Below are 22,843 nucleotides of genomic sequence, written 5' to 3'. Positions count from 1 at the left end.
TCCAATTGCGGGGTTTGTCTGGTGTAAATCGGATGCGCTGAGCGAAGTCAACCGTTACCAGCCCGTACAGCCCACTCCCATCGCAATAAAAAAGCGCTACCAGCCGGCAGCGCTTTCAGGTTTGAATTGGAGCGTCCTGATTAGCGACCGCGGGAGATCCGTTCAATCTCCTGTTTCACGAGACGCTCTACCATATCGGGCAGGTGCTGATCCAGCCATGATTTGAGCATGGGCCTCAGCATATCCGCAACAAGATCCTCAAGAGTTCTTGCGTTCTTTGAAAGTACCGTATTGGCCAGCCCACTGAATGCGGAGGACACTGCCTCGTTCGCACTCTCAGACAGCAGCGACGGAGCATCGGCCTCTACACGGTTTTGGACATTCTCCAGAATGTCGTCACTCTCAACCTTGGGAGCGCCCTGAAACGAGATGTCGCCATCATCGTCGTCAGCGGATTCCGGCAGCCCCTGCACCAGATCCACTTCAGGCTTGTCCTCGACAACGGCAACATCCTCCGTAAGCTCAAGAACGTCATCTGCTGGATCAACTTCCGGTTCGGCATCGTCGGTATCCATGTCGAAACCGCCTGGCGAGTCGAAAAGCTTGTCCAGATCGTCTTGAGAGAGATCCTTGTTACCGTCTAGGTTCATGTCCTCGGCTTTCGTGTCCGGTTCGTCTTCGGAGATGATCTTTCGAATAGAGCTCAAAATCTCCTCCATGGAAGGCTCTTGGGTCTTCGAAGCTTCTCCCATGGCATCCCCCTCTGTCTCTCGCAATACATCACTCAAGTCAGGTCCGCCGACTCGAGCCCCTAAATTAATCATCAATTAATATTAAGGGATAGAGACCAATGATGAACACAGCGCGACAGAGTTCAGAGCGCCTCTGCCCACAGGAAACCTCGGCCTTCGCATGGTTATCCATAATAAAAAGGGGGAGCTCACGGCTCCCCCGGCTCAACTTTTATTCGCCTTAACTCAGCGACCATCCGGAGTCCGTAGGCCGATCCACTTATCACGAACCGCATTATAGTGTTCACGCGGATCGTATTTCGGAACGGTCAGCCCCAAGAAGTCATGGGTCAGGCGGCCAACAGTCGCCAGCAATGCATATGCTGCCACAACCTTGTCCCGCTGCGCTGTAATCAAGGTAACGCGGGCATCAACCAGATCACTCTGGGAGTCCAGAACGTCCAGCGTTGTACGTTGACCGACGCGCTGCTCTTCAATCACGCCTTCCAATGCCAGCTGTGCTGCCGAGACTTCTGCCTGAGCTGCTGAAATGGAGCCTTCTGCCGCATTGAGCCGACCCCATGCAGAAATGGCTTCCGCACGCACCGTGTCTCGGGCCACATCCACCAGAATCTCGGTTCGCCCAAGATCTTCTTTAGCCTGACGAATTGTGGAGTATTCTGTTCCTTGCTGATAAAGGGGAATTGTCACGCGCCCAAAGATTGACGCCGCATTCTGTGTGCCATTGGCACCCGACTGCCGTCCATTTGAACTCGTTAACTTCGTCTGTAGCGATCCCTCAAGCTCAACCGATGGAAGCAGAGTACCTTCAGCTGTCTTTACGGAGAAAATGGCGGCATCGACGATGTGCATCGCCGACATGATCGAAGGGTGCTCTTCCTGCCCGATGGCAATGGCCTGGCTCACGGATTTTGGAATGAGGGTCGCCACGTTGGACTTGGGGCTCAGGTTTTTCGGATCCAGCCCGATCACCTGCCGGAATACCGCGCGGCTCGTGTTCAAGTTCGCCAACGCCGCATTGAGAGCCGATTGCGATCGCGCCCGACCAGCTTCTGACTGCGCCACATCCGTGCGCGTTCCTTCCCCTACGCTGAACCTGTCCTTGGAGGCGCGAACGAGCTCCTCCTGGAACTTCAAGTCGCTTCGGCGCAGCGCCACGATGCCCGTATCCCGGATCACATCCATGTAAGCAGTCGCCGCCTGCAACAGCGCCGTCTGCTCGCTGACGCGCAGGTCTTCACGCTGAGCAAACACAATCGACTCTGCTTGGCGGGTTGAGTTTACGGTTCGGAACCCTCGAAACAGCGGTTGAGTTATAGCCATACCAACAGTGGTTTCGGAAAAACCTCTGCCGGTGAAATAACTCTGATCCGAAACATTTCGCATACCAGAGCTAGCGGAAACGGAAATCTGAGGTCGCCACCCTGCCAACGCCTGAGGAACGTTTTCATCGACACCGCGCAGTTCAGCCCGCGCGGCGTTGAGTGTCGGATTGTTCTCATATGTAGCGGACAGCGCGTCGCGAAGGGATTGCGCATGTCCGGCTGTCGCCGAAACCATCAAACACGCGCCTGCTGCTGTCGCTAGAAGTTTTCTTGAAATCACTTTTATAGCCTCAAGTCAGGAACAGCGACGGAGCACTGCTTCGAACCAAAATATTCCAACACCTGCGACCAACGTATACTGCCCACGCGTGCCCGCTGAAACCCGAGGAGATGCGAATTCCGCAAAAAAAACAAGCCCTGAGGCGAACGAGCAACAATCGTGAACTTTTTGGCACAAATGACAGGTTGCAGCGGTTTTTTACTTGAATATGGCCATGGTTTTTGTGGCACAGGCCACAGAAACAGGTTTGCCCACAGTTTTCCTAAACGGAAACAGCCAGGTTTTCACAGTCTGTTAACCATGAATTTGCGGGCCTCACGCGACATTGGTGATTCTGACAATCAGAACGTGAAGCTTTTTGGCTTTTCAAAACCGGGAAGTTTTGCACCGCTCGCGTTGAAAGCAAACCGGGAGCTTACGATATCCTTGGTCTTGTAATAAAGATTCGCCTCGCCTGTCGGCCCTGTCTGCTCAATGGCAACCAAACGACCTTCGTTCTTGAGCTGGTCGAACATGCCCTGCGGAATTGATTCGACAGAGCCATCCAGCACAATCACGTCATAAGGTGCATCCGACGCATAGCCTTCGGTCAACTTGCCATCGATGACCGCCGCATTCTCGATGCCCAGTTCTTCAAGCGTGGCGGACGCACGCTGAGCCATGGCTTCATCTTCTTCAACGCCAACCACGGAATCGCAGAGTTTGGACGCCACGGCGACAGAATATCCCGTGCCCGCACCAACGATCAGAATGACGTCATTCTGGGTGATCCCTGCCAGTTGCAGCATCTTGCCCAGAATATGAGGCTTGAGCATGCGGCGCGCGCCATCCTCGCTGATGGGCAGGTCCTCATCGATATAGGCGATGGACTTTTGTGCATCTGCGACAAAGCGCTCCCGGGGCACACTGCCCATCGCATCCAGGATCCGCAGATCCGTCACGTCGTTCGTCCGCAGTTGGTTGTCGACCATACGGGTTCTGGACTGCACGTAGTCGGCCATAACGTCCTCATGAAGAATTCGGATTAGCTGGTAGGTGCATATCGCTCCATGCGCGCAAATACAAGCATGCTCGCCCGTAAAAATGAAGCAAAACTACCGATATGCCCTTTTCTTTGGTTGCAGCCCTTTCCTGCTTTCGCAGCGTGTCTTCTTGTCATGTCTGCGGCACAGCGGGTCGGTAGTAGTGCAACGCCACCCGCACATCTCCGCCGGAAAAGTCACCTCCATTGGCCGACAACCGCAGCGGCGTGGCTGCATAAAACGCCTGCGGACCGATCACCCCTGCATTGCTGGAACCAACAGAAGTTCCCAGCATCCCACCGAACTTGGAGCGCTCTCCGGCGATGCCACAATCATATGAGCTAGCGCCGCTCACCGCACCGACCGTGCGGGTTGACACACACAAGACAATAGCCCGATCGGGAATGGTCATGACTGTATCTGCAAACGCGCCGGACAGCCCGCTGACAAGCTCCTCTTCCACGTAAAAGCCTGAGGCGGCCTTGGATGGGCCGGAACTGACAATACTGTTGCCAAACACATGCAACTGTTCTTCCGGCAGACCGTCGCCAACAGCCAGACCACTTCCACCGGCCCCAACGGACAAGACCTCGGCCAACCCGATCGGCACGCTGACACGCTGCCATCCAGTGTGTGTTCGGACAACCAGCGCGCGCTCATCCTTGATCAGCACCAGTTGCCCCGCAACAGGCTCTGTAAACACCCACGCATCATCCAGATAAAACGCGAGGCCGTCATCATGGCCTGCCCACTCGCCGGAAGCTGTATCAGGCAATACATACCCTACCCCCGCCTGAGGCGCTGCAGGTGGTGCACTCAATGACCGGCTTTCGACGGCACACGAAACCAACTGGTCCAACTGAAACAACGCCTCGTTGTGGGTCACGTGTTTCTGCGCCTGAGCACTGGCAATAAACGGCAAGCCCAATCGCTGTGTGGATGACATCCAATCCCTCCTGAACCATTCAACAGGATTCAACAATGCCCCACTGCCAACCAAGGGGGATAACTTGCACATCCCCGCGGGCGCCCAACCCGGCCCCGCCCATACGTCACCAGCCCCTGCAAACACTGGTAAAATCCCTAGGCGTCGGAGTTTTTTCACAATTGCAGTCGATTAATTGAACCACAGCGCTTGACTAAAAGCGCCAAATATCAGAAAAGCCACTCCACACCACACGGTGGCCTCTTGGCGGAGTGGTGACGCAGCGGATTGCAAATCCGTGTACGCCGGTTCGATTCCGGCAGAGGCCTCCACTCTCTTCTCCCAAAATACTTTGATGAATGTCAGCGTCGGATAACCGCCGCGATAGGGCGGATCATGCGCGGCGTGCAGCTTGCTGCAGATATGCGTTCAGCAGTTTCAGTACAGCCTTGTGAAACCCGTATGTGGTCGGCACGGGCGCAACATCCCGCGTGAACTTCGGCACCCAGGTCAATAGCTCCAGTCTGATGAACTCCTCAGGCGTTTCCGGCGGCTGTTGCGCAAGATAAAGCTCAGCCAGATAGGTCAGTTGAAAAGAGAGGTGGTCAGCAGGCTCGCGCGCGTCCACATCCACAGTCAACCCCGCGGCTTCCAATCGCCGGGCCATTCTGTGGTGCGGCTTGTCGAAAAGTCTCTTGCCACCTGTCTCATAGAAGGAGGCATATGGCATGGCGACCCCGACACCATTTGCCAAAAACAGCGCAGCGAAATCAGCCGCCAATTCCAACTCCGATGATGGTGCTTTCTGCCACCTTTTAAGATCGCCTTTGATTTCCTCAAGGGGTCCTACGCTGGGCGGGCCGATTGCCTGATCCAGCTCGGCAGCCAGCCTGTCAAAACCACCCACGCCATAGTTTTGCATTTGCTCCCGCGTGAGCTCGCGAAAAAACACGCCAGCAAACCACTCGCACAACACTGCAGGCCCCAAGGGCGCTTTAATCTCCATTGACTAGACCTCTTTCGGGCCGCCAAAAGCGGTCACGGCTGGTGCCGGCCCTTCCCAGCGCCCCATCTTCACAAGGCACCTTGTTCTTTTTATGTTCCAACCCCTTGATAAGATCACAAGGTCAGATCACTTCATGTGCCAACACGGCGAGGCCATGTTTCTTCAATCTGGAAATCCCCGCCAATCACAGCGCATCCCCTAGGGATTGCAAGGCTTTTGCTGTAGGAACGGGGAAACGCAAAAAAGGAGACACGCCATGCGTCATGGTGGAGATTTGAGCGAAGCGATGGCTCGGTTCGGTGGTACGTCAGCCGACTGGCTGGACCTGTCCACCGGCATCAACCCGCATGCCTATCCCCACTCATCTCTGGTTACGGCTGAGGATTGGACCCGCCTGCCAGCGCCCAGCGCGCACGATGCCCTCGTAGAGACAGCTCGCACCGCCTATCAAGTGCCGAAAACCATGGGAGTGGTAGCTGCATCAGGTACTCAAGCCCTGATCGCCCAATTACCCCGGTTGGTCTCCCGTACATCCGTTGCAATCGTCTCCCCCACCTATGCCTCTCACGCTGAAAGCTGGGCCAGCGCCGGACATGCCATCACTGCTGTTCCCTCTGTGGACCAGATCCCGCAGCACACGCCTTATGTTGTGGTTGCAAGCCCCAACAATCCCACCGGTGCGCAGTACAACCCGCAAGATTTGCTTACCCTCGCCAGAACGCTCCATGAGCGCGAAGGCATGCTGATCGTGGACGAAGCCTTCGCCGACAGCATCCCGGCCTCAAGCCTGCTGCCCCACATTCAGGATGAGTCCGTGGTGGTGCTGCGCTCCTTCGGCAAGTTCTATGGCCTTGCAGGGGTGCGGTTGGGCTTTATGATTGCACCCGGCCCCGTTTGTCGCACCATGCGTGAGCGGCTCGGCACCTGGGCTGTTTCCGGCCCGGCGCTGAAGATCGGCCACGCCGCATTGAACGACCATGACTGGCAACAAACCATGCGAGCCCAATTGGCAGAGGAAGCCCAGCGCCTCGAAACCCTCGTAAAGGCGGCCGGTTTCACGGTCACCGGCCAGACCCCCCTGTTCACGCTCATATCATGCGAAGATGCTGCCGATCTGCATTACCATCTCGCTACCAGACACATCTGGACCCGCTTGTTCGACTATTCCGAAAACTGGCTGCGTCTGGGACATCCAGCGACCGAGGATGAGTGGCAAAGACTGGAACAGGGACTGGCCACCTTCAACATGCAGGAGGTCGCGCGATGATCCTGTTCGAGCACACGCTCTGGATTGTCGTACTTGCCGTGTTGCTGGACGCGCTGTTCGGCGAACCTGACTGGCTGTGGAAACGCGTCTCCCATCCGGTGGCGCTGATTGGCAAGGTCATTGATATGGCAGATCGACGGTTCAACACCCCGGATCTGTCGGTGCAGGTTCGCCGCCTCAACGGCGCGGTCCTTGCCAGTGCGCTTGTCATCGGCGCCTTGGTGCTCGGGTATGTTCTTCAAGATCTTCTGGAAGAAATTCCGTTTGGTGAAGTGCTCATCGCGGCGCTGGGGGCAACACTCATTGCTCAGAAAAGCCTGTACGAACACGTCGCCGCGGTTCGTGATGCCCTGCGCAACCAAGGGCTAGACGCTGGCCGTCGTACGGTCCGCCAGATCGTGGGGCGCAACCCGGAAGCTCTGGACGAAGCTGGCGTGTCCCGTGCAGCCATCGAATCGTGCGCGGAAAACTTTTCTGATGGTGTAGTGGCCCCGGTGGTCTGGTTCGCTCTGTTGGGGCTGCCGGGCATTCTGGCCTACAAGGCCATCAACACTGCTGACAGCATGATCGGCCACAAGACGGAGCGTCACCGCCATTTTGGTTGGGCCAGTGCCCGGCTGGATGATCTCATCAACCTGCCAGCCTCACGCCTTGCGGGTCTTTTCATCTGCGCAGGTGCCATCGCCGTCAACGCCAGACCGGAAACAGCTTTTGCTGTCATGCGCAAGGATGCCGCCAACCATCGCTCCCCCAATGCAGGCTGGCCCGAAGCAGCCATGGCCGGGGCGCTGGGCATTGCCCTTGCCGGGCCGCGCCAGTATCCGGGTTATTCTGTCGATGATGCCTTCCTCAACAAAGCAGGTCGCAAGCCCGCAACCGCTGACGACATCACGAGAGCGCTGAAAGTTCTCCTGTTTGCCTGCGGCATTCAGGCCCTTATTCTGGTCGCGCTGTCCATTCCGCTTTGAACCAACGGAGACCCACGTGCTGCCTTTCAATCAAGCTGCCGATAACAACAAAGGCTTCATTCTGGAAAAGCTTACCAGCCATCTGCCAACACAGGCGCAGGTACTAGAGGTTGCCAGCGGCACCGGCCAGCACGCTCTGCATTTTGCAACGGCCCTGCCGCACACCACATGGCAACCAACCGACCTTCCCCACAACCTTCCGGGCATCACTGCACGTTTCAAGTTGGAAGGCCAACCGGACAACCTTTTGCTCCCGCAACCGCTGGACATCGCCGCAGTCCCTTGGGCCACACAGAACGAGTTGTTCCAAAACCGCTACGATGCCGTTTATGCATGCAACTGCCTTCATGTCATCTCGTGGGGCCTTGTGGAAGCGTTCTTCAAGGGCGTGGATGCAACGCTCGACGCCGGCGGGAATCTGTTCCTCTATGGCCCCTACAAGTACGAAGGCGCCTTCACAACCGAGAGCAACGCACGCTTTGACGACTGGCTGAAGGAAACCTATCCCGGCGGCGGCATTCGCGACTTTGAAGCGGTCGATGCCTTGGCACAGGCCATTGGCTTGTCCCTTGTGGCCGACCACGCGATGCCCGCCAACAATCAGTTTCTTGTTTGGCAGCGCCGTTAGCCACCCCGCGATCGCGCAATGGCCAGAATGCGATCGCAATCAAGATGGCGCTCCAAGTGGTCCGCAAGCCCATCCATGGCTGCTTCAACCTTTGCTGAGTACGCAAGAGTGGATTTTGCGCCCAGGCTTTCAAGATACGCCGCTCGAAACCCGTCAGAGCCAAACAGTCCATGCAGGTAAGTGCCTGCAATTTGGCCATCCGCCGTTTGCGCCCCATCGGGACGCCCGCCAATCTTCAAGAAAGGCCGAGCACAATCATGTCCATGTGTTTGCCCGATGTGAATTTCATAGCCGGACACAGCCTCGTTGCTTGAAAGATGCGTCCCTGTTTGTGCCACCACCTGCTTGTCCGGCATGAGCAGCGTCTCCACATCAAGCAACCCAAGGCCCTCACAGCTTGCCGGCGCTCCTTCAATGCCATGCGGATCCCTGATCGTGCGACCCAGCATCTGATAGCCGCCACAAATGCCTAGAACCCGGCCGCCACGGCGGACATGAGCAGCAATATCGATGTCCCAGCCCTGTGCCCTCAAAAATGCGAGGTCTCCAATGGTGGACTTCGTCCCCGGCAGCAACACGAGGTCAGCGTCACCCGGCAACGCTTGCCCGGGATAAATCAGCCGGAGCGTGACCTGCTCCTCCATTCTCAAGGGATCCAGATCATCGAAATTGGCAATGCGACTGACAACCGGAACGGCGATGGTCACCTTGCCTGTACCCTGCCTGTCATCAAGTCCAAGGGCATCCTCCTCCGGCAAGTCACCGGCCTTTTCAAACCACGGCACAACACCGAGGCTAGGCCAGCCCGTGCGATTTTCTATCTCCGTCAAACCGGAATCAAAAAGTGAAGGATCCCCTCTAAACTTATTGATAAAAAAGCCCTTTATTCGATCACGCTCAAAGGATTCCAGTACTGCAGCAGTCCCAACCAGCGCGGCAATTACACCCCCGCGGTCGATATCACCGGCAAGTACAACGGGTACATCCAGCGCCTGCGCAAATCCCATATTGGCGATATCGCCTGAGCGCAGATTGATCTCGGCCGGAGAACCGGCCCCTTCAACCAGAATCAGATCGGCTTCCTGCTCCAAATGGCAAAAGCTCTCTTTCACATAGGAAAGCAAAGACCCTTTTTGGCGCCCGAAGTCGCGAGCCTCCAGCGTTCCAAATCGCCGCCCCTGGACGATAACCTGAGAGCCCCGATCGGTTTCCGGCTTCAACAGCACCGGGTTCATATGCACCGAAGGCACAACACCGGCACCATACGCTTGCAAGGCCTGTGCTCGTCCAATTTCGCCGCCGTCGGCTGTTACTGCCGCATTGTTGGACATGTTTTGCGGCTTGAAAGGAAACACCCTCAGCCCTCGTCGAGCGAACACCCGCGCCAGCCCGACAACCATAATGCTTTTGCCGACGTTGGAGCCCGTTCCCTGCACCATGACCGCAGGCCGAAGATGTGTACGCGCCCTCATTGGCCCGGCGTCTCATCTTCGGCGCCATAGGGACGAAACTCCCTGGGCACCGGCAATCGAGCCAAGCGCAATTCAAGCAGCAGACGGATGGTTGGCCGGACCCCAAACAGGATGGAGCCCAGTAAGAACAACCAGGTCCCGGCATAAATCAACGCATCATAGAAAAAGAAGACGCTGCCCACCACAAACAGTGCCGCAGCGAAAAACTCGATTACCGTTCGCCATAGCTCGTAGCGGCGAACCACCTCATAATGGTCTTCACTTTGTCTGCGCAGCCGCGCATCAAATAGCTTCATCAATCCTCCGACACCCGTAAATTACGTTTCAGAGCTTTATGGCTGGGTGCAACGAAGGTTTGATCTGCACCGGTTGCCCTGCTGCCACCAACACAACACGCTCGCACAGGCTGGCAATGTGTTGGTTCAACCGGCCCGCTTCATCACGAAACCGCCGCGCCAGCGCATTCTCCGGCACAATTCCCTGCCCCACCTCATTCGTTACAAATACAACAGGCCCATGCAAAAAGCTCAGGCTCGCGCCCAACTTCGCAACTTCCTCGGCAATATTCCGGTCCTCCAGCATCAGGTTGGACAACCACAGTGTGAGACAGTCCACCAGAACTGCCCGGTCCGGGCGGCTTTCCCGTTGCAAAACCTCAGCCAGTGCCAACGGCTCCTCAACTGTTGTCCAGCCACTGCCCCGGTCTTGCTTGTGCTGCTCAATTCGAGAGCGCATTTCTGCATCAAACGCCTGCCCAGTCGCCACATATACCTTTTTAAGGCCTGCACCAGCCACGAGGGCCTCCGCAAAACGGCTTTTGCCCGATCGCGCGCCGCCCGTCACCAGAACATGGGACGGCTTACCTCCTCCAGCGGCTTGATGTGTTGATTGATTACTCATGTCCCAGTCCCACCCCTTGAGTTAGACCCGCATATAAGCACAATCAAAGGCGGGCGGGTCAAACAGGAAGCCAGACCAGCCACAACAACTTTGCCCTGAAGGCACGCAGTGAAGCGTTTACCCGCGTTCAACGCGCCTGAAAATCTTCGCAGTAACAGTGCACTAGGTACCTCTGCTGACACAAATACAGCAGACAAAAACTTCCCGGTCTAAATTATTCACAAGAGAGCTAAATGGCTGATTTCTGCTATTTTTTACCTTTTGCAGACCTGCGCCCCCAGAAAAGTCGCGCTTCTGTCCACAAACGCCGGATTTTTTATAAAAACAGGCTTGGCAAATCGAACCGGCTTTTATAAAACCCCCTCACGCAAACGGCGACGACGCGCTTCACGGCGCACTGGTCCCCGGTAGCTCAGTGGTAGAGCAAGCGGCTGTTAACCGCTTGGTCGCTGGTTCGAATCCGGCCCGGGGAGCCACTCCTTACCGTTTGCAGAACATGAAGGTCTTGTTTTTGAAACAGATCTGGTAATCCCCGGTAGCTCAGTGGTAGAGCAAGCGGCTGTTAACCGCTTGGTCGCTGGTTCGAATCCGGCCCGGGGAGCCATTTTTCAAAGCTGCACTCTCCATTTCGCTGGAAAAATTCAGTGTTCACTTTTTCGTGAACGCCTTATCCCCGTTATCCCTCAGTATTCACACCGTAAAATTGCGTGATAATTTCCGCAATCATTTCATCTCGTTAGTGAAATATTAACCATTTCTCCAGTTACCCGAAAGTAACGTGAGCGAGAAACCTCTTTTTCATGCAATCGTGATCCCATAGTCTTTAATCCTGACTTGTTTACGCTTCTCCTAACGAAAAGCCGCAGTAATGTAGCGGTAAAAAGAACTAACAAAGGTGGAGGGTCACGTGCTGAATACCCATCGGAATTCCGGAAGGTCCACCAATGCCCTGCGTAATCTGGGGCCCCTAGTGTTGGCAGTTGCTTTAGTAGTGAGTGCAACTGCCATCACGCTCTCGCCGTCTGAGGCGGCATCCATCACCAACTCAGCCGCCAAGGGCGACCGGGCAGTCACCTACGCCATGCCTGAGGATTATCTTGATGTCACTCTGGCTCCGGCCGCAGACAGCATCAGTGACGACCCGCTGGATAGCGACCTGTCCATATGGGTGGGCGAAGTAGAGCTCAACAATGAAAAACAGATCTGGGTTGAGTTGATCGATGCCCATGGGGAAGTGATCTACGATTCTCAGGTTCAAGAAAATGAGACGCACATGCTGCCTGATGGACGGGCCCTTGTCGTCCGCGCTCGCGGTGTTGAAGCACCGGTCTTGGCAACCACAAGTTCAACAGTCGAGAAAGATCAGGCCCGTATCGAAACGAACGCAGAACGTATCGTTGTAACGCATCAGAACGTCGAAACAACGCAAACGAACGCATCCATCGAGTTTGTAAAAGAACAGCCAGTTCACCCGCTCCACCGCCAATCATTCATGGAGCGCGCTGGTGAAAACGGAGAGACAGTGAAAAAGGCCCTGGTTTCGCTGGTCAATTAAAAACCATAAAACAAGACCTCTCTCCTGATTAGAACCCTTGTTTCAAGACAAGGGTTCTTTTTTGCCCCGAGAAGAAACACAGACTACAAAGCACATGATCTATAGAACTCATTTCTAAAATGCCAGCCAGACGCCAATTGCTGTAGCTTGTCGTAAAGCGTTTCTGGCCTTAGCTTGCCATAAGGATAAACCGCTAGTGCGCGAGGCTACGCATGACCGCCCATTCCAGCGTTATTAACGCCATAGGCAACACCCCCCTGATCAAACTGCGCAAGGCATCCGAGATAACAGGCTGTAATATCTACGGAAAAGCAGAGTTCATGAATCCTGGCCAGTCGGTCAAGGATCGTGCCGCACTGTTTATCATCCAGGATGCGATCAAGTCGGGCAAACTGAAACCGGGCGGTGTTATCGTGGAAGGCACAGCGGGAAACACCGGCATAGGACTAGCACTGGTAGGAAACGCTTTGGGTTTTCGCAGTGTGATTGTTATCCCCGAAACACAAAGCCAAGAAAAGAAGGATATGCTCCGCCTTGCGGGCGCACAGGTTATTGAAGTGCCTGCTGTTCCCTATCGCAACCCGAACAACTACATCAAGATTTCCGGGCGAATTGCCGAGGCGCTGGCAAGCTCTGATCCCAATGGCGCCATCTGGGCCAACCAGTTTGACAATACCGCCAACCGCGATGGCCATATCGCCATGACGGCACCTGAAATCTTCGAGCAAACCGATGGAAAGATTGATGGTTTCATCTGTGCCGTCGGCACGGGCGGGACACTTTCAGGCGTTGGCCAGGGACTGAAGGCTCGCAACAAGAACATTACAATTGGCCTTGCAGACCCCATGGGCGCAGCGCTCTACAACTATTACAAGAACGGCGAATTGAAGTCCGAGGGATCCTCCATAACAGAGGGCATTGGCCAGGGGCGTATCACCGCAAATCTGGAGGGCGCTCCGATTGATATCCCCTTCCAGATTCCCGATGCAGAAGCACTGGAGATCATTTTCGACCTGCTCGAACATGAAGGATTGTGCCTTGGCGGTTCCTCCGGCATCAATGTAGCCGGTGCCATTCGACTGGGTCAGGAAATGGGACCCGGAAAAACTATTGTGACCATATTGTGCGACTACGGCACCCGCTATCAATCCAAGTTGTACAATCCCAACTTCTTGAAATCAAAGGGCCTTCCAAGTCCAAAATGGATGGAGACCACACTCGATATTCCCGTTCCCTTTACCACCGAGGAAGCTTAGACGAAAACCGAAGGTTTCATAGCTTCCCTTCCCGGTCGAATATGATATCCATGCGGGCAGGAGTTGTATCGCATGGATGGTTTCTTCAGCACGGTAACGATTGTTGCCCTTGTCACAGCCTTCATCTACGGCCTCGCCATCGTCTGCGCGTCCCGCGAAATCATGTGGGGGCGCACGTCGGAGGGTAGCATTGCATGGTTGCTCTCCCTGTTTTTCCTCCCGTTTCCCACGGCATTCCTGTATCTCATCTTTGCATGGAAGCGCTTTGATGATTATGGCGAAATCCAACGTGGCCTCAGTTCCTTCGAGCAAGACGTCAATCGCCGCCATGGCGTTCTGATTGACCATGAGGCCAACGAGACGTGGCCCGTACATAATAGAATTACCCCCCTGCCGTTTCTCAAGGGCAACGACTGCCGCCTGCTCATTGATGGGGAAGCCACGTTCAGGTCCATTCTGGAAGGCATTCGCGCGGCACAGCATTTTATCCTCGTCCAATTCTTCATTGTACGCGATGACGAAGTTGGTCAGGCTCTGGCGGATGCCCTGATCGACAAGGCCCGGGAAGGTGTCACCATCTACTTTCTTTATGACGATGTGGGCTCGCGCTCGCTGTCTCGCGGCTATATCAACCGTCTGCGCAACGCCGGCGTAAAAGTCAGTGGCTTCAACAAGCGCCATCGCTTGCTGCGCCTATTGGGGCCCATGCGCCTGAATTATCGCAATCATCGCAAGGTGGTAGTGGTAGATGCCAAACAGTGCTGGGTTGGCGGCCACAATATCGGACGAGAATATCTGGGGCGCTCCAAAGCACTCGGCCGTTGGAGAGATACCCATGTGCGGGTAGATGGACCAGCGACAATTGCCGCAGCTCTGTCATTTGCAGAAGACTGGCAATGGGCAACAGGCTCCCTGCTGGATGTGGCCCTTCCGGAGACACTGGAAACTCCCGGCAATCAACCGGTTCTGGTTATGCCCACTGGCCCGGCCGATCCGATTGAAGACTGCTCCATCGCCTTTGCTGAAACCATTTCACGAGCCCGCGACCGCCTTTGGATCGTCAGCCCTTATTTTGTCCCCGGCATCGAAGTGCTCACTGCTCTCTATGCGGCGGCCCTGCGCGGCGTAGATGTGCGTATCCTGTTGCCGGAAAAGGCGGATCATCGCCTTGTCTGGTTGGCCAGTTATGCCCACGCAGACGATCTTATCGACCATGGCATCAAGATCTACCGGTATCAGGAAGGCTTCCTGCACCAGAAGGTTATCCTCGTTGACGATCACTTGGCCGGTATAGGCACAGTGAACTTTGACAACCGCTCCTTCAACATCAACTTCGAGATCACACTGTGGTTCACAGGCGCTCAGATGATTGACGACACCTCACGTATGCTGCGAACCGATTTCGACAATGCCCGCCAGACCGGCCTGGCGGAACTGCGCAGCCGACGGTATGCATTTCGCATTCTGTGTCAGGCCGCCAAGCTGTTTTCTCCAATACTTTAAGCAGACCAGCTCATCACTTGAAACCAACTCCATTGACCTGAGCGTAACACGGCGTACGCTGACAGCCACAAGATGTGCAACCTGAAGGAGCCACCATGACTGAAGCCCTGTTCCACGATGACGCCTACTTACGCTCATGCGAAGCCAAGATTGTCGATGTGCTGGAGGGGAACAACGTGGTTCTGGATCGAACGGTCTTCTACCCAAGCGGCGGTGGCCAACCGGGCGACTGTGGGCAAATGGAATTGGGTAACGGCACCAAGCTCACCATAGTCAATACCTTTTACGGCGAAGATCGAAAAACCATTCAACATCAACTGGCTGATGGTAGTGCTGCACCTATGGTCGGAGACACAATTACCCTGCACGTGGACTGGGCGCGGCGCTACAAGCTCATGCGCGTTCATACCGCGCTGCACTTGCTCTCCGTGATCCTGCCCTACCCGGTCACTGGAGGGCAAATCTCCGATGGAACCGGGCGACTTGATTTTGATATCCCCGAAGCAACACTCGACAAGGAAGCCCTTTCTACCCAGCTTCAGGAACTGGTGGACGCTGACCACAAAGTCACATTTGAATGGATTACGGATGAGGAGTTGGCTGCCAATCCAGATCTGGTCAAGACCATGAGCGTAAAACCACCGACTGGTAGCGGAAAGGTCCGACTCATTAGAATTGGCGATGACATCGACCTGCAACCCTGTGGCGGTACACATGTTTCTCATAGTCGGGAGATAGGCTCTGTTCGCATAGCCAAGATTGAGAAAAAGGGCCGCCAAAACCGCCGGGTTCGCATTCAACTGGAGGACTGAAAAATGCCTGTTACCCCACTGGTCACCACACAATGGCTGCGAGACAATCTGGAACGTTCGGATCTGGTGATCCTGGATGCCTCCTTCCACCTTGCAGCTACTCAACGAGACCCGAGGGAAGAATTCCGGCAAGTCCACATTCCCGGCGCGCAGTTCTTCGACATCGAGTACATTGCAGATCCGACCACGGATTTGCCCCATATGCTGCCCACCGACAACGACTTCATCGAGAAGGTCTCGGCGCTTGGTGTCGGAAACGACAAGACCATCGTCGTGTATGATGCTTGTGGCATTTTCTCGGCCCCGCGCGCGTGGTGGATGTTGCGCATATTCGGTCTTGAAAACGTTCATGTTCTGGATGGCGGACTGCCCAAATGGCAAGCTGAAGGACATCCGGTTACGGATAAAATCACCAAGCCCGCCCGCGGCACGCTTACTGGTGCGCTGGATCGATCGAAGGTCTACGACCTTGATGTGGTTCAAGAAGTTGTCAACGGCGCGCCCGGCCTTATTCTGGATGCGCGAGGTCGCGGTCGTTTTACGGCGGAAGACCCCGAACCTCGTGAGGGGATGCGGTCCGGCCACATGCCCGGAGCAAAGTCAGTTCCACTCTGCGATCTGTTGATCGACGGTTGTTACCGGCCCCTTCACGAACTGAAAACCATTTTCACGGAAGCCGGTGTTACCCCCCAAACCCGCGCCGTTTGCACTTGCGGCTCAGGCGTCACAGCCGCTGGAGTTGCTCTGGCCCTCACGTTGACAGGGCATGATGATCACGCGGTCTATGATGGCTCCTGGTCCGAATGGGGCAGCCGAAGTGACACCCCCATCGCCACCGGCGCAGACTAACCAACCAGAATCATTTTCCCAAGAAAGCCCCGCAACACTCTGTGATTGCGGGGCTTTTATTCTCAGAAACCAAATCGATCCAAACGTGTTTTGGGTGCCTTCCCGCCTGACAAGGCCGTCATGAGAGCAGGACGAGTGCCCGGCAAATGTTGTATTTGCCCGAAGCCCAACGCGCTCATTGCACCGCGTCGCGGATGACGCTCCATGATCTTGTCAACGGACCTCGGCGAAAGCCGCCGCAGGCCGGTTCCAAACAAGTCACAAACGGCGCCCCGCGAGACCAGATGTGCTTCTGCACCGTGTAACCGGCTCGAGACATAAGCATTGAGGTGCAGGGAAATGGCATCTCCAACCTTTTGCGCTTTTTCAACTCCATGCCCTTTGTCAATAAGGTGGGAGCACGCCCGCTCAGCTCCACTGATGGCGAAGCAACAGTCTTCAGGGTGCGTGCTGCGATCAAATGCAAGACCGGTATCATGCAAAATACAGGCCGCAAACAGAAGCTCACCATCATAGCTCAAGCCTTTATGGTGACCCAAGAGCGCGCCAAACAGGAACGTGCGCCAACTATGGTGAAGCAAAGCCTCTGAATGTGTTTCTCTGGCAAAGCTGAGGGCATCGCGCATCAATGGACTTTCCTTGGGCAACAACTCCTCCAGGAACGCCTCTTCCGGCTTTAAAAACCCGAGCTTTGCACGAAACAGGTCCCCCGCTTCAACAAGCTGAAGGCGCGCCATATTGGCCAGCAGTGCGACACGCTCCCCTGGTGCCAAACGCCCAAGACTGTATCGGCCCTTCCGACGCCCCCATGCCATTGTTCCCATTTGTTTATTCATCACAGCTTGACCCTTCTCATTTGCCCCATAATTTTGTACTATTTCGCATAAATAAAACAGACAATCAAATTAATTTGCGAAACGGTACATAAATGACAGAACCAAAACCCCGAGGCCGCCCCCGCAGGTTTGACAAGGACACGGCCTTGAAAAGCATCAAGAACTTGTTCTGGAAACAGGGGTTTTCGGCAACAAGTCTGGATGACATAGCCAAGGAAACAAACATCAATCGGCCGAGCCTTTACGCAGCTTTTGGCAGCAAGGAGGAAATGTACCTCGCTTGCATGGATTTGTTTGTAAAAGACATGACAACCATGGCCGAGCAGGCCTTGAAAAGCGCCCCTGATGCGAGATCTGGCCTCATCAACCTCTTTGAAGGAGCCATCGCAATCTATACAAACAATAACGTTGCTCGTGGGGATAAGATAGAAGTGCCTTTGGGCTGCCTGATAGCCTGTACAGCACCTTCTGAAGCCTTTTATTCAGAGAGAATTGCAACAGTTCTTCAAAAAGCCTTTGCGGAACTCGACGCCAGCTTTTCCGATGCATTGTCGCGGGAAAGCGCTGGCGTCGCTTCAATTCCAGAAGAGCAACGCCCCATGATCGCACAAATGCTCGGTACCCTACTGAATGGGATTGGCGTACGCGCCCGCGCGGGTGCGAGTGCTGAAGAACTCAATCAAATTGCAGTCCACTACATTGACTGCTTGCTCCCACCACCGCGTTCTTGAACAAAAAGAAGCCCGGCAGTCAGACTACCGGGCCTCAGCAACCTAACTAATCTGTCAGATCAATGATGCAGGATCTGGGAGAGGAACAACTGTGTCCGTTCGTGCTGTGGATTGGTAAAGAAGGCTTCAGGCTCATTCTGTTCCACAATTTGCCCCTGATCCATGAAGATCACACGGTTGGCCACCTTACGGGCAAAGCCCATTTCATGGGTCACGCACAACATGGTCATGCCCTCTTCAGCAAGGCCAACCATCACATCCAGCACTTCCTTGATCATTTCCGGGTCGAGCGCAGATGTTGGCTCATCGAACAACATGATCTTCGGATTCATGCACAAGGAACGGGCAATCGCAACACGCTGCTGCTGACCGCCAGACAACTGACCCGGATACTTGTGGGCCTGCTCTGGAATTTTAACTCGCTCCAGATAGTGCATGGCCACTTCTTCCGCCTGCTTCTTTGGCATCTTGCGTACCCAGATCGGCGCCAGCGTACAGTTTTCCAAAATGGTCAGATGCGGGAACAGGTTGAAGTGCTGAAAGCACATGCCAACTTCGCGGCGAATCTCGTCAATCCGCTTGAGATCATTCGTCAGCTCGATCCCGTCAACAATGATCTTTCCCTTCTGGTGCTCTTCCAGCCGGTTGATGCAGCGGATCATGGTGGACTTGCCCGAACCGGACGGCCCGCAGACAACGATCCGCTCCCCCTTCATCACGCGCAAATTGATATCGCGCAGCACATGAAAGTCGCCGAACCATTTGTTCATGCCGATGATGTCAATCGCGACCTCGGTATCGGAAACCTGCATTTTTGAGCGATCTGCCAGGATATCGGCGGCATTTGCTTCACTCATTCTTCATTCTCCAAATCTTTGCTCTTCCTCTGGTCCCGGACCGTTAGTGACGATCACCGGTACTTAGCTTGCGTTCCAGATACATCGAATAACGTGACATTGCAAAACAGAACGCAAAGAAGAAAAGCCCGACAAACACATAGAGCTCCACAACCAACCCATTCCATGTGGAGTCCGCCAGTATGGGCTGGATAATGCCCAATGGATCCAGAAGACCAATCACGGAAACAAGCGTCGTATCCTTGAACAGGCCAATAAAGGTATTCACGATTCCCGGAATGGAAATCTTCAAGGCCTGTGGCAGCACGATCAGATACATGGATTGCCAATAAGTCAGGCCCAATGCATCCGCCGCTTCATACTGCCCCTTGTTCAACGCCGCTAGACCACCACGGATCACTTCCGCCATGTAGGCCGAGGCAAACAAGGTCACCATGATCAGCACCCGCAGGATGAGATCGAAACTGGTGCCGGGTGGCAGGAAGTAGTTCAACAGGGTTGAGGCTACGAACAACAGGGTAATCAGCGGCACACCACGAATGAACTCAATGAAAGTGACACAGATTATCTTGATGAACGGCATGTTCGAATTTCGGCCCAATGCCAGCAGAATACCAAGTGGCAAAGAAAAGGAAATTCCGGTCACCCCGATGATGATTGTCAGCAGAAAGCCACCAAAATCACTTGAGGATACACTCTGGAACACCCAGCCATCACCCCAAAGCAGCACAAAGGCAACCAGGGGGTAGACTGCGGAAAAAGCAAACAGCTGTTTGCGCGCCGGGACTGCATCCCACAGAACCGGAAGCAAGGCCACACAAAGCAGAACGAACGCCAGAATGGGACGCCAGCGCAGGTCTTCCGGGTAAAACCCGAACATGAACTGGTCAAATCGGGCCGTAATCACAGCCCAACAAGCCCCTTCCGATGAAAGCTGGCGGCATTCATCAATGGAACCGGCCACCCAGACCGCGTCCACAAAGGCCCACTGAACAAGTCCCGGCACCATCCAGGCCAGAAAAATCAGCGACAGAATTGTCAAAGCCGTATTCAAAGGAGATGAGAACAGGTTTTCCCGGGTCCAGGCCAAGGGTCCGGTTGTCGTGATAGGGGCCGGCATGGCCTCCTTGGCTTCTTTCATCACGAAAGCAATGGAGCTGTTATCCGTCATCCTAGCGCTCCTTCAGCTTGACCGACTGGTTGTACTTGTTCATGACCGCAGAAATCAGCAGCGACACGGTGAGATAGAACGCCATCAAAAGCAGCACACATTCCATTTCACGGCCGGTCTGGTTCAGTGTGATCCCGCCCAAGGTTCCCGTCACGTCCATGTAGCCAACAGCAATAGCCAGTGAAGAGTTCTTGGTCAGGTTCAAGTACTGACTGATCAACGGTGGAATGATGACCCGCAGCGCTTGAGGTAAGATCACAAGTTTCATCGTGCGGTTTGGTCGCAAACCCAGCGCATAGGCCGCTTCAGTCTGCCCTTTGTTGATCGCCTGAATGCCTGAGCGGACGATCTCACCGATGAATGCGCCGGTATAGATCGATAGTGCCAACCACAACGCCACCAGTGAATTGCGCAGATGAATGCCGCCCTGATAATTGAAGCCCTTCAACTCGGGGTATTCCAGAGAAATGGGCGACCCAAGCGCAAAGAAAACAATGGCCGTGGGAACAATCAGGATTCCCAGACTGATGCTGAACACTCTAATGATCTGGCCGGTTTCTTCCTGACGCTTGCGGGCCCAGCGGCGGAATAGAAAAATACCCACCAGCGACACCACAAAGGTGGACACAACGATCCAGCCGGTTTCAGCAAGCACCAATGACGGGATGTAAAAGCCGCGGTTCGTGGCCACCAAAAAGCCATCCAGCATGGGCTCACTACCCCGAGGGCGCGGCAACAATTCGATAAAGACGGCGTAGAGCAGAAGAATCTGCAACAGAAGTGGAACATTGCGCACCACCTCGATATAGACGGCCATCAGCTTGGAGATGACCCAGTTCTTGGATAGCCGCAGGACACCGGCGATCACACCGATAACGGTTGCCAACGCACATCCAAGAACTGCGACAAGTAATGTATTGAGAATGCCAACGACGGCCGCGAGCCAATGTGGCGAGCGGGAGTCATACTCGATCAGCCGCTGGTTGATATCGTAGTAGGCGGGCTCAAACAGAAAGCCGAAACTGAAATCCTTACCCAAGTCCGCAAGGTTGGTGATGATGTTGTTGATCAGGTAGGCGCCAAGCAGCATCACCAGGAATAGGGCGATGGTCTGAATGGTGGTGGACCGATAGCGGGAATCTGTCCACAGCATCCCCAAACGGAACCGCTCCTCAGGAGAATATGTCGCTACGCTCATTCGCTGTCCGCTTCTTTTCATTGTTTTAGAAAAAAGGCGCTGTCCCCGGCCTCCGGCAACAGCGCCTTCTCAAGCAGGTGCGCTCTTAACGGAACGGAGGCGCGTACAGCAGACCGCCGTCGGTCCACTGTGCGTTCAGCCCGCGCGCAAGACCAATCTTGGTGTCCTCACCAATGGTTTTGGCAAACAGCTCACCATAGTTGCCGCCCGCCTTGATGGCGCGCAAGGCGAAGTCATTATCCAGACCGATGATCGCGCCATACTCACCTTCAGCGCCCAAAAGACGAGCAATTTCGGTGTCAGCGCCCGGAGCGGTAGATTGAGCCTTCTTCTCATCCGCATTGGCGGCAGTAATGCCCTTTTCCTCGGCGATGATTAGAGCATTCAGCACCCAGCGAACGATGTCTTCCCACTGGTTGTCACCATGACGGACAAGCGGGCCAAGAGGCTCCTTGGAGATGATCTCTGGAAGGATCACATGGTCAGCAGGAGTTTCGAAGCTCGAACGGCTGGCGGCCAGACCAGAAGCGTCGGTGGTGTAAACGTCACACGCGCCGGCAAGGTAGTTCTGACGCGCTTCTGTGTTGGTTTCAATTGGCACGGGGTCGTAAGACATACCATGCTTGCGGAAGTAATCGGCCAGATTCAGCTCGGTTGTCGTACCGGTCTGAATGCAGACTGTCGCGCCATCAAGCTCAAGTGCAGATTCAACACCAAGCTCTTTTGGGACCATGAAACCCTGGCCATCATAGTAATTAACGCCAATGAAGGTGAACTTCAGGTCGGCGTCACGTGTGAAGGTCCAGGTTGTGTTGCGCGCCAGCATGTCGATCTCGCCAGAGGCGAGCGCCGTAAAGCGCGTCTTGCCGGTCGTTGGAACGAACTGAACGGCATTGGGATCGTCAAGAACTGCCGCGGCCACTGCGCGGCAAACGGCAACGTCAAAGCCTTGCCAATCACCATTGTCGTCAATCTGCGAGAAGCCAGCCAAGCCGGTCGACACACCGCAGTTCAATATGCCCCGCTCCTGGACTTCCTCAAGAGTGCTGGCGGATGCGGCCGTCATCGCGGCGAGACCGAACACGGCACTCAGTGCTACTGGAAGGTATTTGCTTTTCATAGAATTGGGCCTCTTTGTTAGTCCAATTTTTAGCTTATGCGTTTTCAGAAGCAGCAGGTCGCCGACCAACAGGCCGAAGCCACCGGAATACGAGGTAGTACCCTTAAAGCCCCCCTTTGGCTTCAACTGCCCCTGCGCAAGCATTCGAAGGCATTTTTCCGACCCCGTCAAGAGGAAACAGTTAGTAAAAATATCGAACTTTAAGATATTCGCTTAACGCAAAAGTCATTTGACTACAATTCAGGAAAGTTGCCCGCTTTTAAATCAACTGATGCACATGACTTGTGCAACGCAATATTAGAAATATGGTAGATATAGCTTATCGAACCACAACCAAAGACTTAGACTTAAACAAATTATTCATAAATAAAACTTAGCGGAATGAAGTCATCAATATTTGTGAGACAAGC

Annotated in this window: 22 protein-coding genes and 3 tRNA genes; 12 read left to right on the top strand and 13 right to left on the bottom strand. The window is 54.8% G+C overall.

Annotated features, from left to right (window positions below; all coding sequences use genetic code 11):
* Nucleotides 1-140 precede the first annotated feature (140 nt).
* The 4 genes from G512_RS0105605 to G512_RS0105590 form a co-directional block, all read right to left on the bottom strand.
* A complete protein-coding gene (locus tag G512_RS0105605) occupies nt 141-752 on the bottom strand; it encodes a PopZ family protein (protein ID WP_028480856.1) in 612 nt (203 codons plus the stop codon).
* Nucleotides 753-977: 225 nt separating this feature from the next.
* Nucleotides 978-2,312: a TolC family outer membrane protein gene (locus G512_RS0105600; protein ID WP_051268993.1), complete on the bottom strand. Its 1,335-nt coding sequence runs from the start codon at nt 2,310-2,312 to the stop codon at nt 978-980.
* A 386-nt stretch (nt 2,313-2,698) separates the two neighbouring features.
* On the bottom strand, nt 2,699-3,358 hold the full coding sequence (locus tag G512_RS0105595; RefSeq protein ID WP_028480854.1) for a protein-L-isoaspartate O-methyltransferase family protein: 660 nt from the start codon (nt 3,356-3,358) through the stop codon (nt 2,699-2,701).
* Between the two features lie 154 nt (nt 3,359-3,512).
* A complete protein-coding gene (locus tag G512_RS0105590; RefSeq protein WP_028480853.1) occupies nt 3,513-4,325 on the bottom strand; it encodes a DUF2793 domain-containing protein in 813 nt (270 codons plus the stop codon).
* Between the two features lie 237 nt (nt 4,326-4,562).
* Here G512_RS0105590 and G512_RS0105585 point away from each other — a divergent pair.
* Nucleotides 4,563-4,636 (top strand) — tRNA-Cys (locus G512_RS0105585).
* 62 nt (nt 4,637-4,698) lie between these two features.
* Here the strand turns inward: G512_RS0105585 and G512_RS22025 are convergent.
* The gene (locus G512_RS22025) at nt 4,699-5,310 is read right to left on the bottom strand and encodes a molecular chaperone TorD family protein (RefSeq protein WP_051268991.1); all 612 of its coding nucleotides are present in this window, start codon (nt 5,308-5,310) and stop codon (nt 4,699-4,701) included.
* Nucleotides 5,311-5,566: 256 nt separating this feature from the next.
* Between G512_RS22025 and cobD the strand changes: the two genes are divergently transcribed.
* From cobD to G512_RS0105565, 3 genes are read left to right on the top strand one after another with little or no spacing between them, the layout of a single operon-like run.
* Nucleotides 5,567-6,577 carry a threonine-phosphate decarboxylase CobD gene (cobD, locus tag G512_RS0105575; RefSeq protein ID WP_028480852.1) on the top strand — a complete coding sequence of 337 codons (1,011 nt, stop codon included), beginning with the start codon at nt 5,567-5,569 and terminating at the stop codon, nt 6,575-6,577.
* Complete coding sequence (gene cbiB / locus G512_RS0105570) at nt 6,574-7,545, top strand: adenosylcobinamide-phosphate synthase CbiB (protein WP_028480851.1); 972 nt, start codon at nt 6,574-6,576, stop codon at nt 7,543-7,545. The genes cobD and cbiB overlap by 4 nt, the downstream gene beginning before the upstream one ends.
* A gap of 16 nt (nt 7,546-7,561) precedes the next feature.
* Complete coding sequence (locus G512_RS0105565; protein ID WP_028480850.1) at nt 7,562-8,173, top strand: DUF938 domain-containing protein; 612 nt, start codon at nt 7,562-7,564, stop codon at nt 8,171-8,173.
* On the opposite strand, the gene G512_RS0105560 is transcribed toward G512_RS0105565, so the two are convergent.
* Genes G512_RS0105560 through cobU form a run of 3 tightly spaced genes read right to left on the bottom strand, consistent with a single transcriptional unit; the run spans nt 8,170 to nt 10,545 of the window.
* Nucleotides 8,170-9,645: a cobyric acid synthase gene (locus tag G512_RS0105560; protein WP_028480849.1), complete on the bottom strand. Its 1,476-nt coding sequence runs from the start codon at nt 9,643-9,645 to the stop codon at nt 8,170-8,172. The two genes, G512_RS0105565 and G512_RS0105560, sit on opposite strands and share 4 nt — an antisense overlap.
* Complete coding sequence (locus tag G512_RS0105555) at nt 9,642-9,941, bottom strand: YrhK family protein (protein ID WP_028480848.1); 300 nt, start codon at nt 9,939-9,941, stop codon at nt 9,642-9,644. The genes G512_RS0105560 and G512_RS0105555 overlap by 4 nt, the downstream gene beginning before the upstream one ends.
* Nucleotides 9,942-9,969: 28 nt before the next feature.
* Entirely contained in the window at nt 9,970-10,545 is a 576-nt protein-coding gene (gene cobU / locus G512_RS0105550; protein WP_028480847.1) for a bifunctional adenosylcobinamide kinase/adenosylcobinamide-phosphate guanylyltransferase, read from the bottom strand.
* A gap of 401 nt (nt 10,546-10,946) precedes the next feature.
* Between cobU and G512_RS0105545 the strand changes: the two genes are divergently transcribed.
* The 7 genes from G512_RS0105545 to sseA all read left to right on the top strand — a co-directional run bounded on the left by G512_RS0105545 (nt 10,947) and on the right by sseA (nt 16,520).
* Nucleotides 10,947-11,021, top strand: a tRNA-Asn gene (locus tag G512_RS0105545).
* A 53-nt stretch (nt 11,022-11,074) separates the two neighbouring features.
* Nucleotides 11,075-11,149, top strand: a tRNA-Asn gene (locus G512_RS0105540).
* A gap of 303 nt (nt 11,150-11,452) precedes the next feature.
* Complete coding sequence (locus G512_RS20155) at nt 11,453-12,100, top strand: hypothetical protein (protein ID WP_143181411.1); 648 nt, start codon at nt 11,453-11,455, stop codon at nt 12,098-12,100.
* A gap of 212 nt (nt 12,101-12,312) precedes the next feature.
* Nucleotides 12,313-13,356: a cysteine synthase A gene (locus tag G512_RS0105530; protein WP_028480846.1), complete on the top strand. Its 1,044-nt coding sequence runs from the start codon at nt 12,313-12,315 to the stop codon at nt 13,354-13,356.
* 72 nt (nt 13,357-13,428) lie between these two features.
* On the top strand, nt 13,429-14,859 hold the full coding sequence (cls, locus tag G512_RS0105525) for a cardiolipin synthase (RefSeq protein ID WP_051268987.1): 1,431 nt from the start codon (nt 13,429-13,431) through the stop codon (nt 14,857-14,859).
* Between the two features lie 95 nt (nt 14,860-14,954).
* Nucleotides 14,955-15,671 carry an alanyl-tRNA editing protein gene (locus G512_RS0105520; protein WP_028480844.1) on the top strand — a complete coding sequence of 239 codons (717 nt, stop codon included), beginning with the start codon at nt 14,955-14,957 and terminating at the stop codon, nt 15,669-15,671.
* A gap of 3 nt (nt 15,672-15,674) precedes the next feature.
* The gene (sseA, locus tag G512_RS0105515; protein WP_028480843.1) at nt 15,675-16,520 is read left to right on the top strand and encodes a 3-mercaptopyruvate sulfurtransferase; all 846 of its coding nucleotides are present in this window, start codon (nt 15,675-15,677) and stop codon (nt 16,518-16,520) included.
* A gap of 62 nt (nt 16,521-16,582) precedes the next feature.
* On the opposite strand, the gene G512_RS0105510 is transcribed toward sseA, so the two are convergent.
* Entirely contained in the window at nt 16,583-17,356 is a 774-nt protein-coding gene (locus tag G512_RS0105510) for an HD domain-containing protein (protein WP_228130475.1), read from the bottom strand.
* A 92-nt stretch (nt 17,357-17,448) separates the two neighbouring features.
* On the opposite strand from G512_RS0105510, the gene G512_RS20150 reads away from it, so the two are divergent.
* Complete coding sequence (locus G512_RS20150; RefSeq protein ID WP_051268986.1) at nt 17,449-18,087, top strand: TetR/AcrR family transcriptional regulator; 639 nt, start codon at nt 17,449-17,451, stop codon at nt 18,085-18,087.
* Nucleotides 18,088-18,146: 59 nt separating this feature from the next.
* On the opposite strand, the gene G512_RS0105500 is transcribed toward G512_RS20150, so the two are convergent.
* The 4 genes from G512_RS0105500 to G512_RS0105485 all read right to left on the bottom strand — a co-directional run bounded on the left by G512_RS0105500 (nt 18,147) and on the right by G512_RS0105485 (nt 22,433).
* The gene (locus G512_RS0105500) at nt 18,147-18,944 is read right to left on the bottom strand and encodes an amino acid ABC transporter ATP-binding protein (RefSeq protein WP_028480841.1); all 798 of its coding nucleotides are present in this window, start codon (nt 18,942-18,944) and stop codon (nt 18,147-18,149) included.
* Nucleotides 18,945-18,987: 43 nt separating this feature from the next.
* A complete protein-coding gene (locus tag G512_RS0105495; protein ID WP_028480840.1) occupies nt 18,988-20,115 on the bottom strand; it encodes an amino acid ABC transporter permease in 1,128 nt (375 codons plus the stop codon).
* Nucleotide 20,116: 1 nt separating this feature from the next.
* Nucleotides 20,117-21,313, bottom strand: coding sequence for an amino acid ABC transporter permease (locus G512_RS0105490; RefSeq protein WP_028480839.1), 1,197 nt, complete (start codon nt 21,311-21,313; stop codon nt 20,117-20,119).
* A gap of 85 nt (nt 21,314-21,398) precedes the next feature.
* The gene (locus G512_RS0105485; protein ID WP_028480838.1) at nt 21,399-22,433 is read right to left on the bottom strand and encodes an amino acid ABC transporter substrate-binding protein; all 1,035 of its coding nucleotides are present in this window, start codon (nt 22,431-22,433) and stop codon (nt 21,399-21,401) included.
* Nucleotides 22,434-22,843 lie beyond the last annotated feature (410 nt).

It is taken from the genome of Pseudovibrio exalbescens DSM 16456, assembly GCF_000422785.1.
GTDB classification, from domain to species: Bacteria; Pseudomonadota; Alphaproteobacteria; order Rhizobiales; family Stappiaceae; genus Pseudovibrio; species Pseudovibrio exalbescens.
The sequence above is the reverse complement of the archived record's forward strand: the minus strand, read 5'-3'. Positions and strand labels throughout refer to the sequence as shown.

Coding starts and splice junctions, on each gene's coding strand:
- G512_RS0105560 (WP_028480849.1), bottom strand. CDS start 9,645: ATGAGGGCGCGTACACATCTTCGGCCTGCGGTCATGGTGCAGGGAACG.
- G512_RS0105510 (WP_228130475.1), bottom strand. CDS start 17,356: ATGAATAAACAAATGGGAACAATGGCATGGGGGCGTCGGAAGGGCCGA.
- G512_RS0105590 (WP_028480853.1), bottom strand. CDS start 4,325: ATGTCATCCACACAGCGATTGGGCTTGCCGTTTATTGCCAGTGCTCAG.
- G512_RS0105530 (WP_028480846.1), top strand. CDS start 12,313: ATGACCGCCCATTCCAGCGTTATTAACGCCATAGGCAACACCCCCCTG.
- cobU (WP_028480847.1), bottom strand. CDS start 10,545: ATGAGTAATCAATCAACACATCAAGCCGCTGGAGGAGGTAAGCCGTCC.
- G512_RS22025 (WP_051268991.1), bottom strand. CDS start 5,310: ATGGAGATTAAAGCGCCCTTGGGGCCTGCAGTGTTGTGCGAGTGGTTT.
- cls (WP_051268987.1), top strand. CDS start 13,429: ATGGATGGTTTCTTCAGCACGGTAACGATTGTTGCCCTTGTCACAGCC.
- G512_RS0105595 (WP_028480854.1), bottom strand. CDS start 3,358: ATGGCCGACTACGTGCAGTCCAGAACCCGTATGGTCGACAACCAACTG.
- cobD (WP_028480852.1), top strand. CDS start 5,567: ATGCGTCATGGTGGAGATTTGAGCGAAGCGATGGCTCGGTTCGGTGGT.
- G512_RS20150 (WP_051268986.1), top strand. CDS start 17,449: ATGACAGAACCAAAACCCCGAGGCCGCCCCCGCAGGTTTGACAAGGAC.
- G512_RS0105490 (WP_028480839.1), bottom strand. CDS start 21,313: ATGAGCGTAGCGACATATTCTCCTGAGGAGCGGTTCCGTTTGGGGATG.
- G512_RS0105500 (WP_028480841.1), bottom strand. CDS start 18,944: ATGAGTGAAGCAAATGCCGCCGATATCCTGGCAGATCGCTCAAAAATG.
- cbiB (WP_028480851.1), top strand. CDS start 6,574: ATGATCCTGTTCGAGCACACGCTCTGGATTGTCGTACTTGCCGTGTTG.
- G512_RS0105485 (WP_028480838.1), bottom strand. CDS start 22,433: ATGAAAAGCAAATACCTTCCAGTAGCACTGAGTGCCGTGTTCGGTCTC.
- sseA (WP_028480843.1), top strand. CDS start 15,675: ATGCCTGTTACCCCACTGGTCACCACACAATGGCTGCGAGACAATCTG.
- G512_RS0105605 (WP_028480856.1), bottom strand. CDS start 752: ATGGGAGAAGCTTCGAAGACCCAAGAGCCTTCCATGGAGGAGATTTTG.
- G512_RS0105495 (WP_028480840.1), bottom strand. CDS start 20,115: ATGACGGATAACAGCTCCATTGCTTTCGTGATGAAAGAAGCCAAGGAG.
- G512_RS0105520 (WP_028480844.1), top strand. CDS start 14,955: ATGACTGAAGCCCTGTTCCACGATGACGCCTACTTACGCTCATGCGAA.
- G512_RS0105555 (WP_028480848.1), bottom strand. CDS start 9,941: ATGAAGCTATTTGATGCGCGGCTGCGCAGACAAAGTGAAGACCATTAT.
- G512_RS0105600 (WP_051268993.1), bottom strand. CDS start 2,312: ATGGTTTCGGCGACAGCCGGACATGCGCAATCCCTTCGCGACGCGCTG.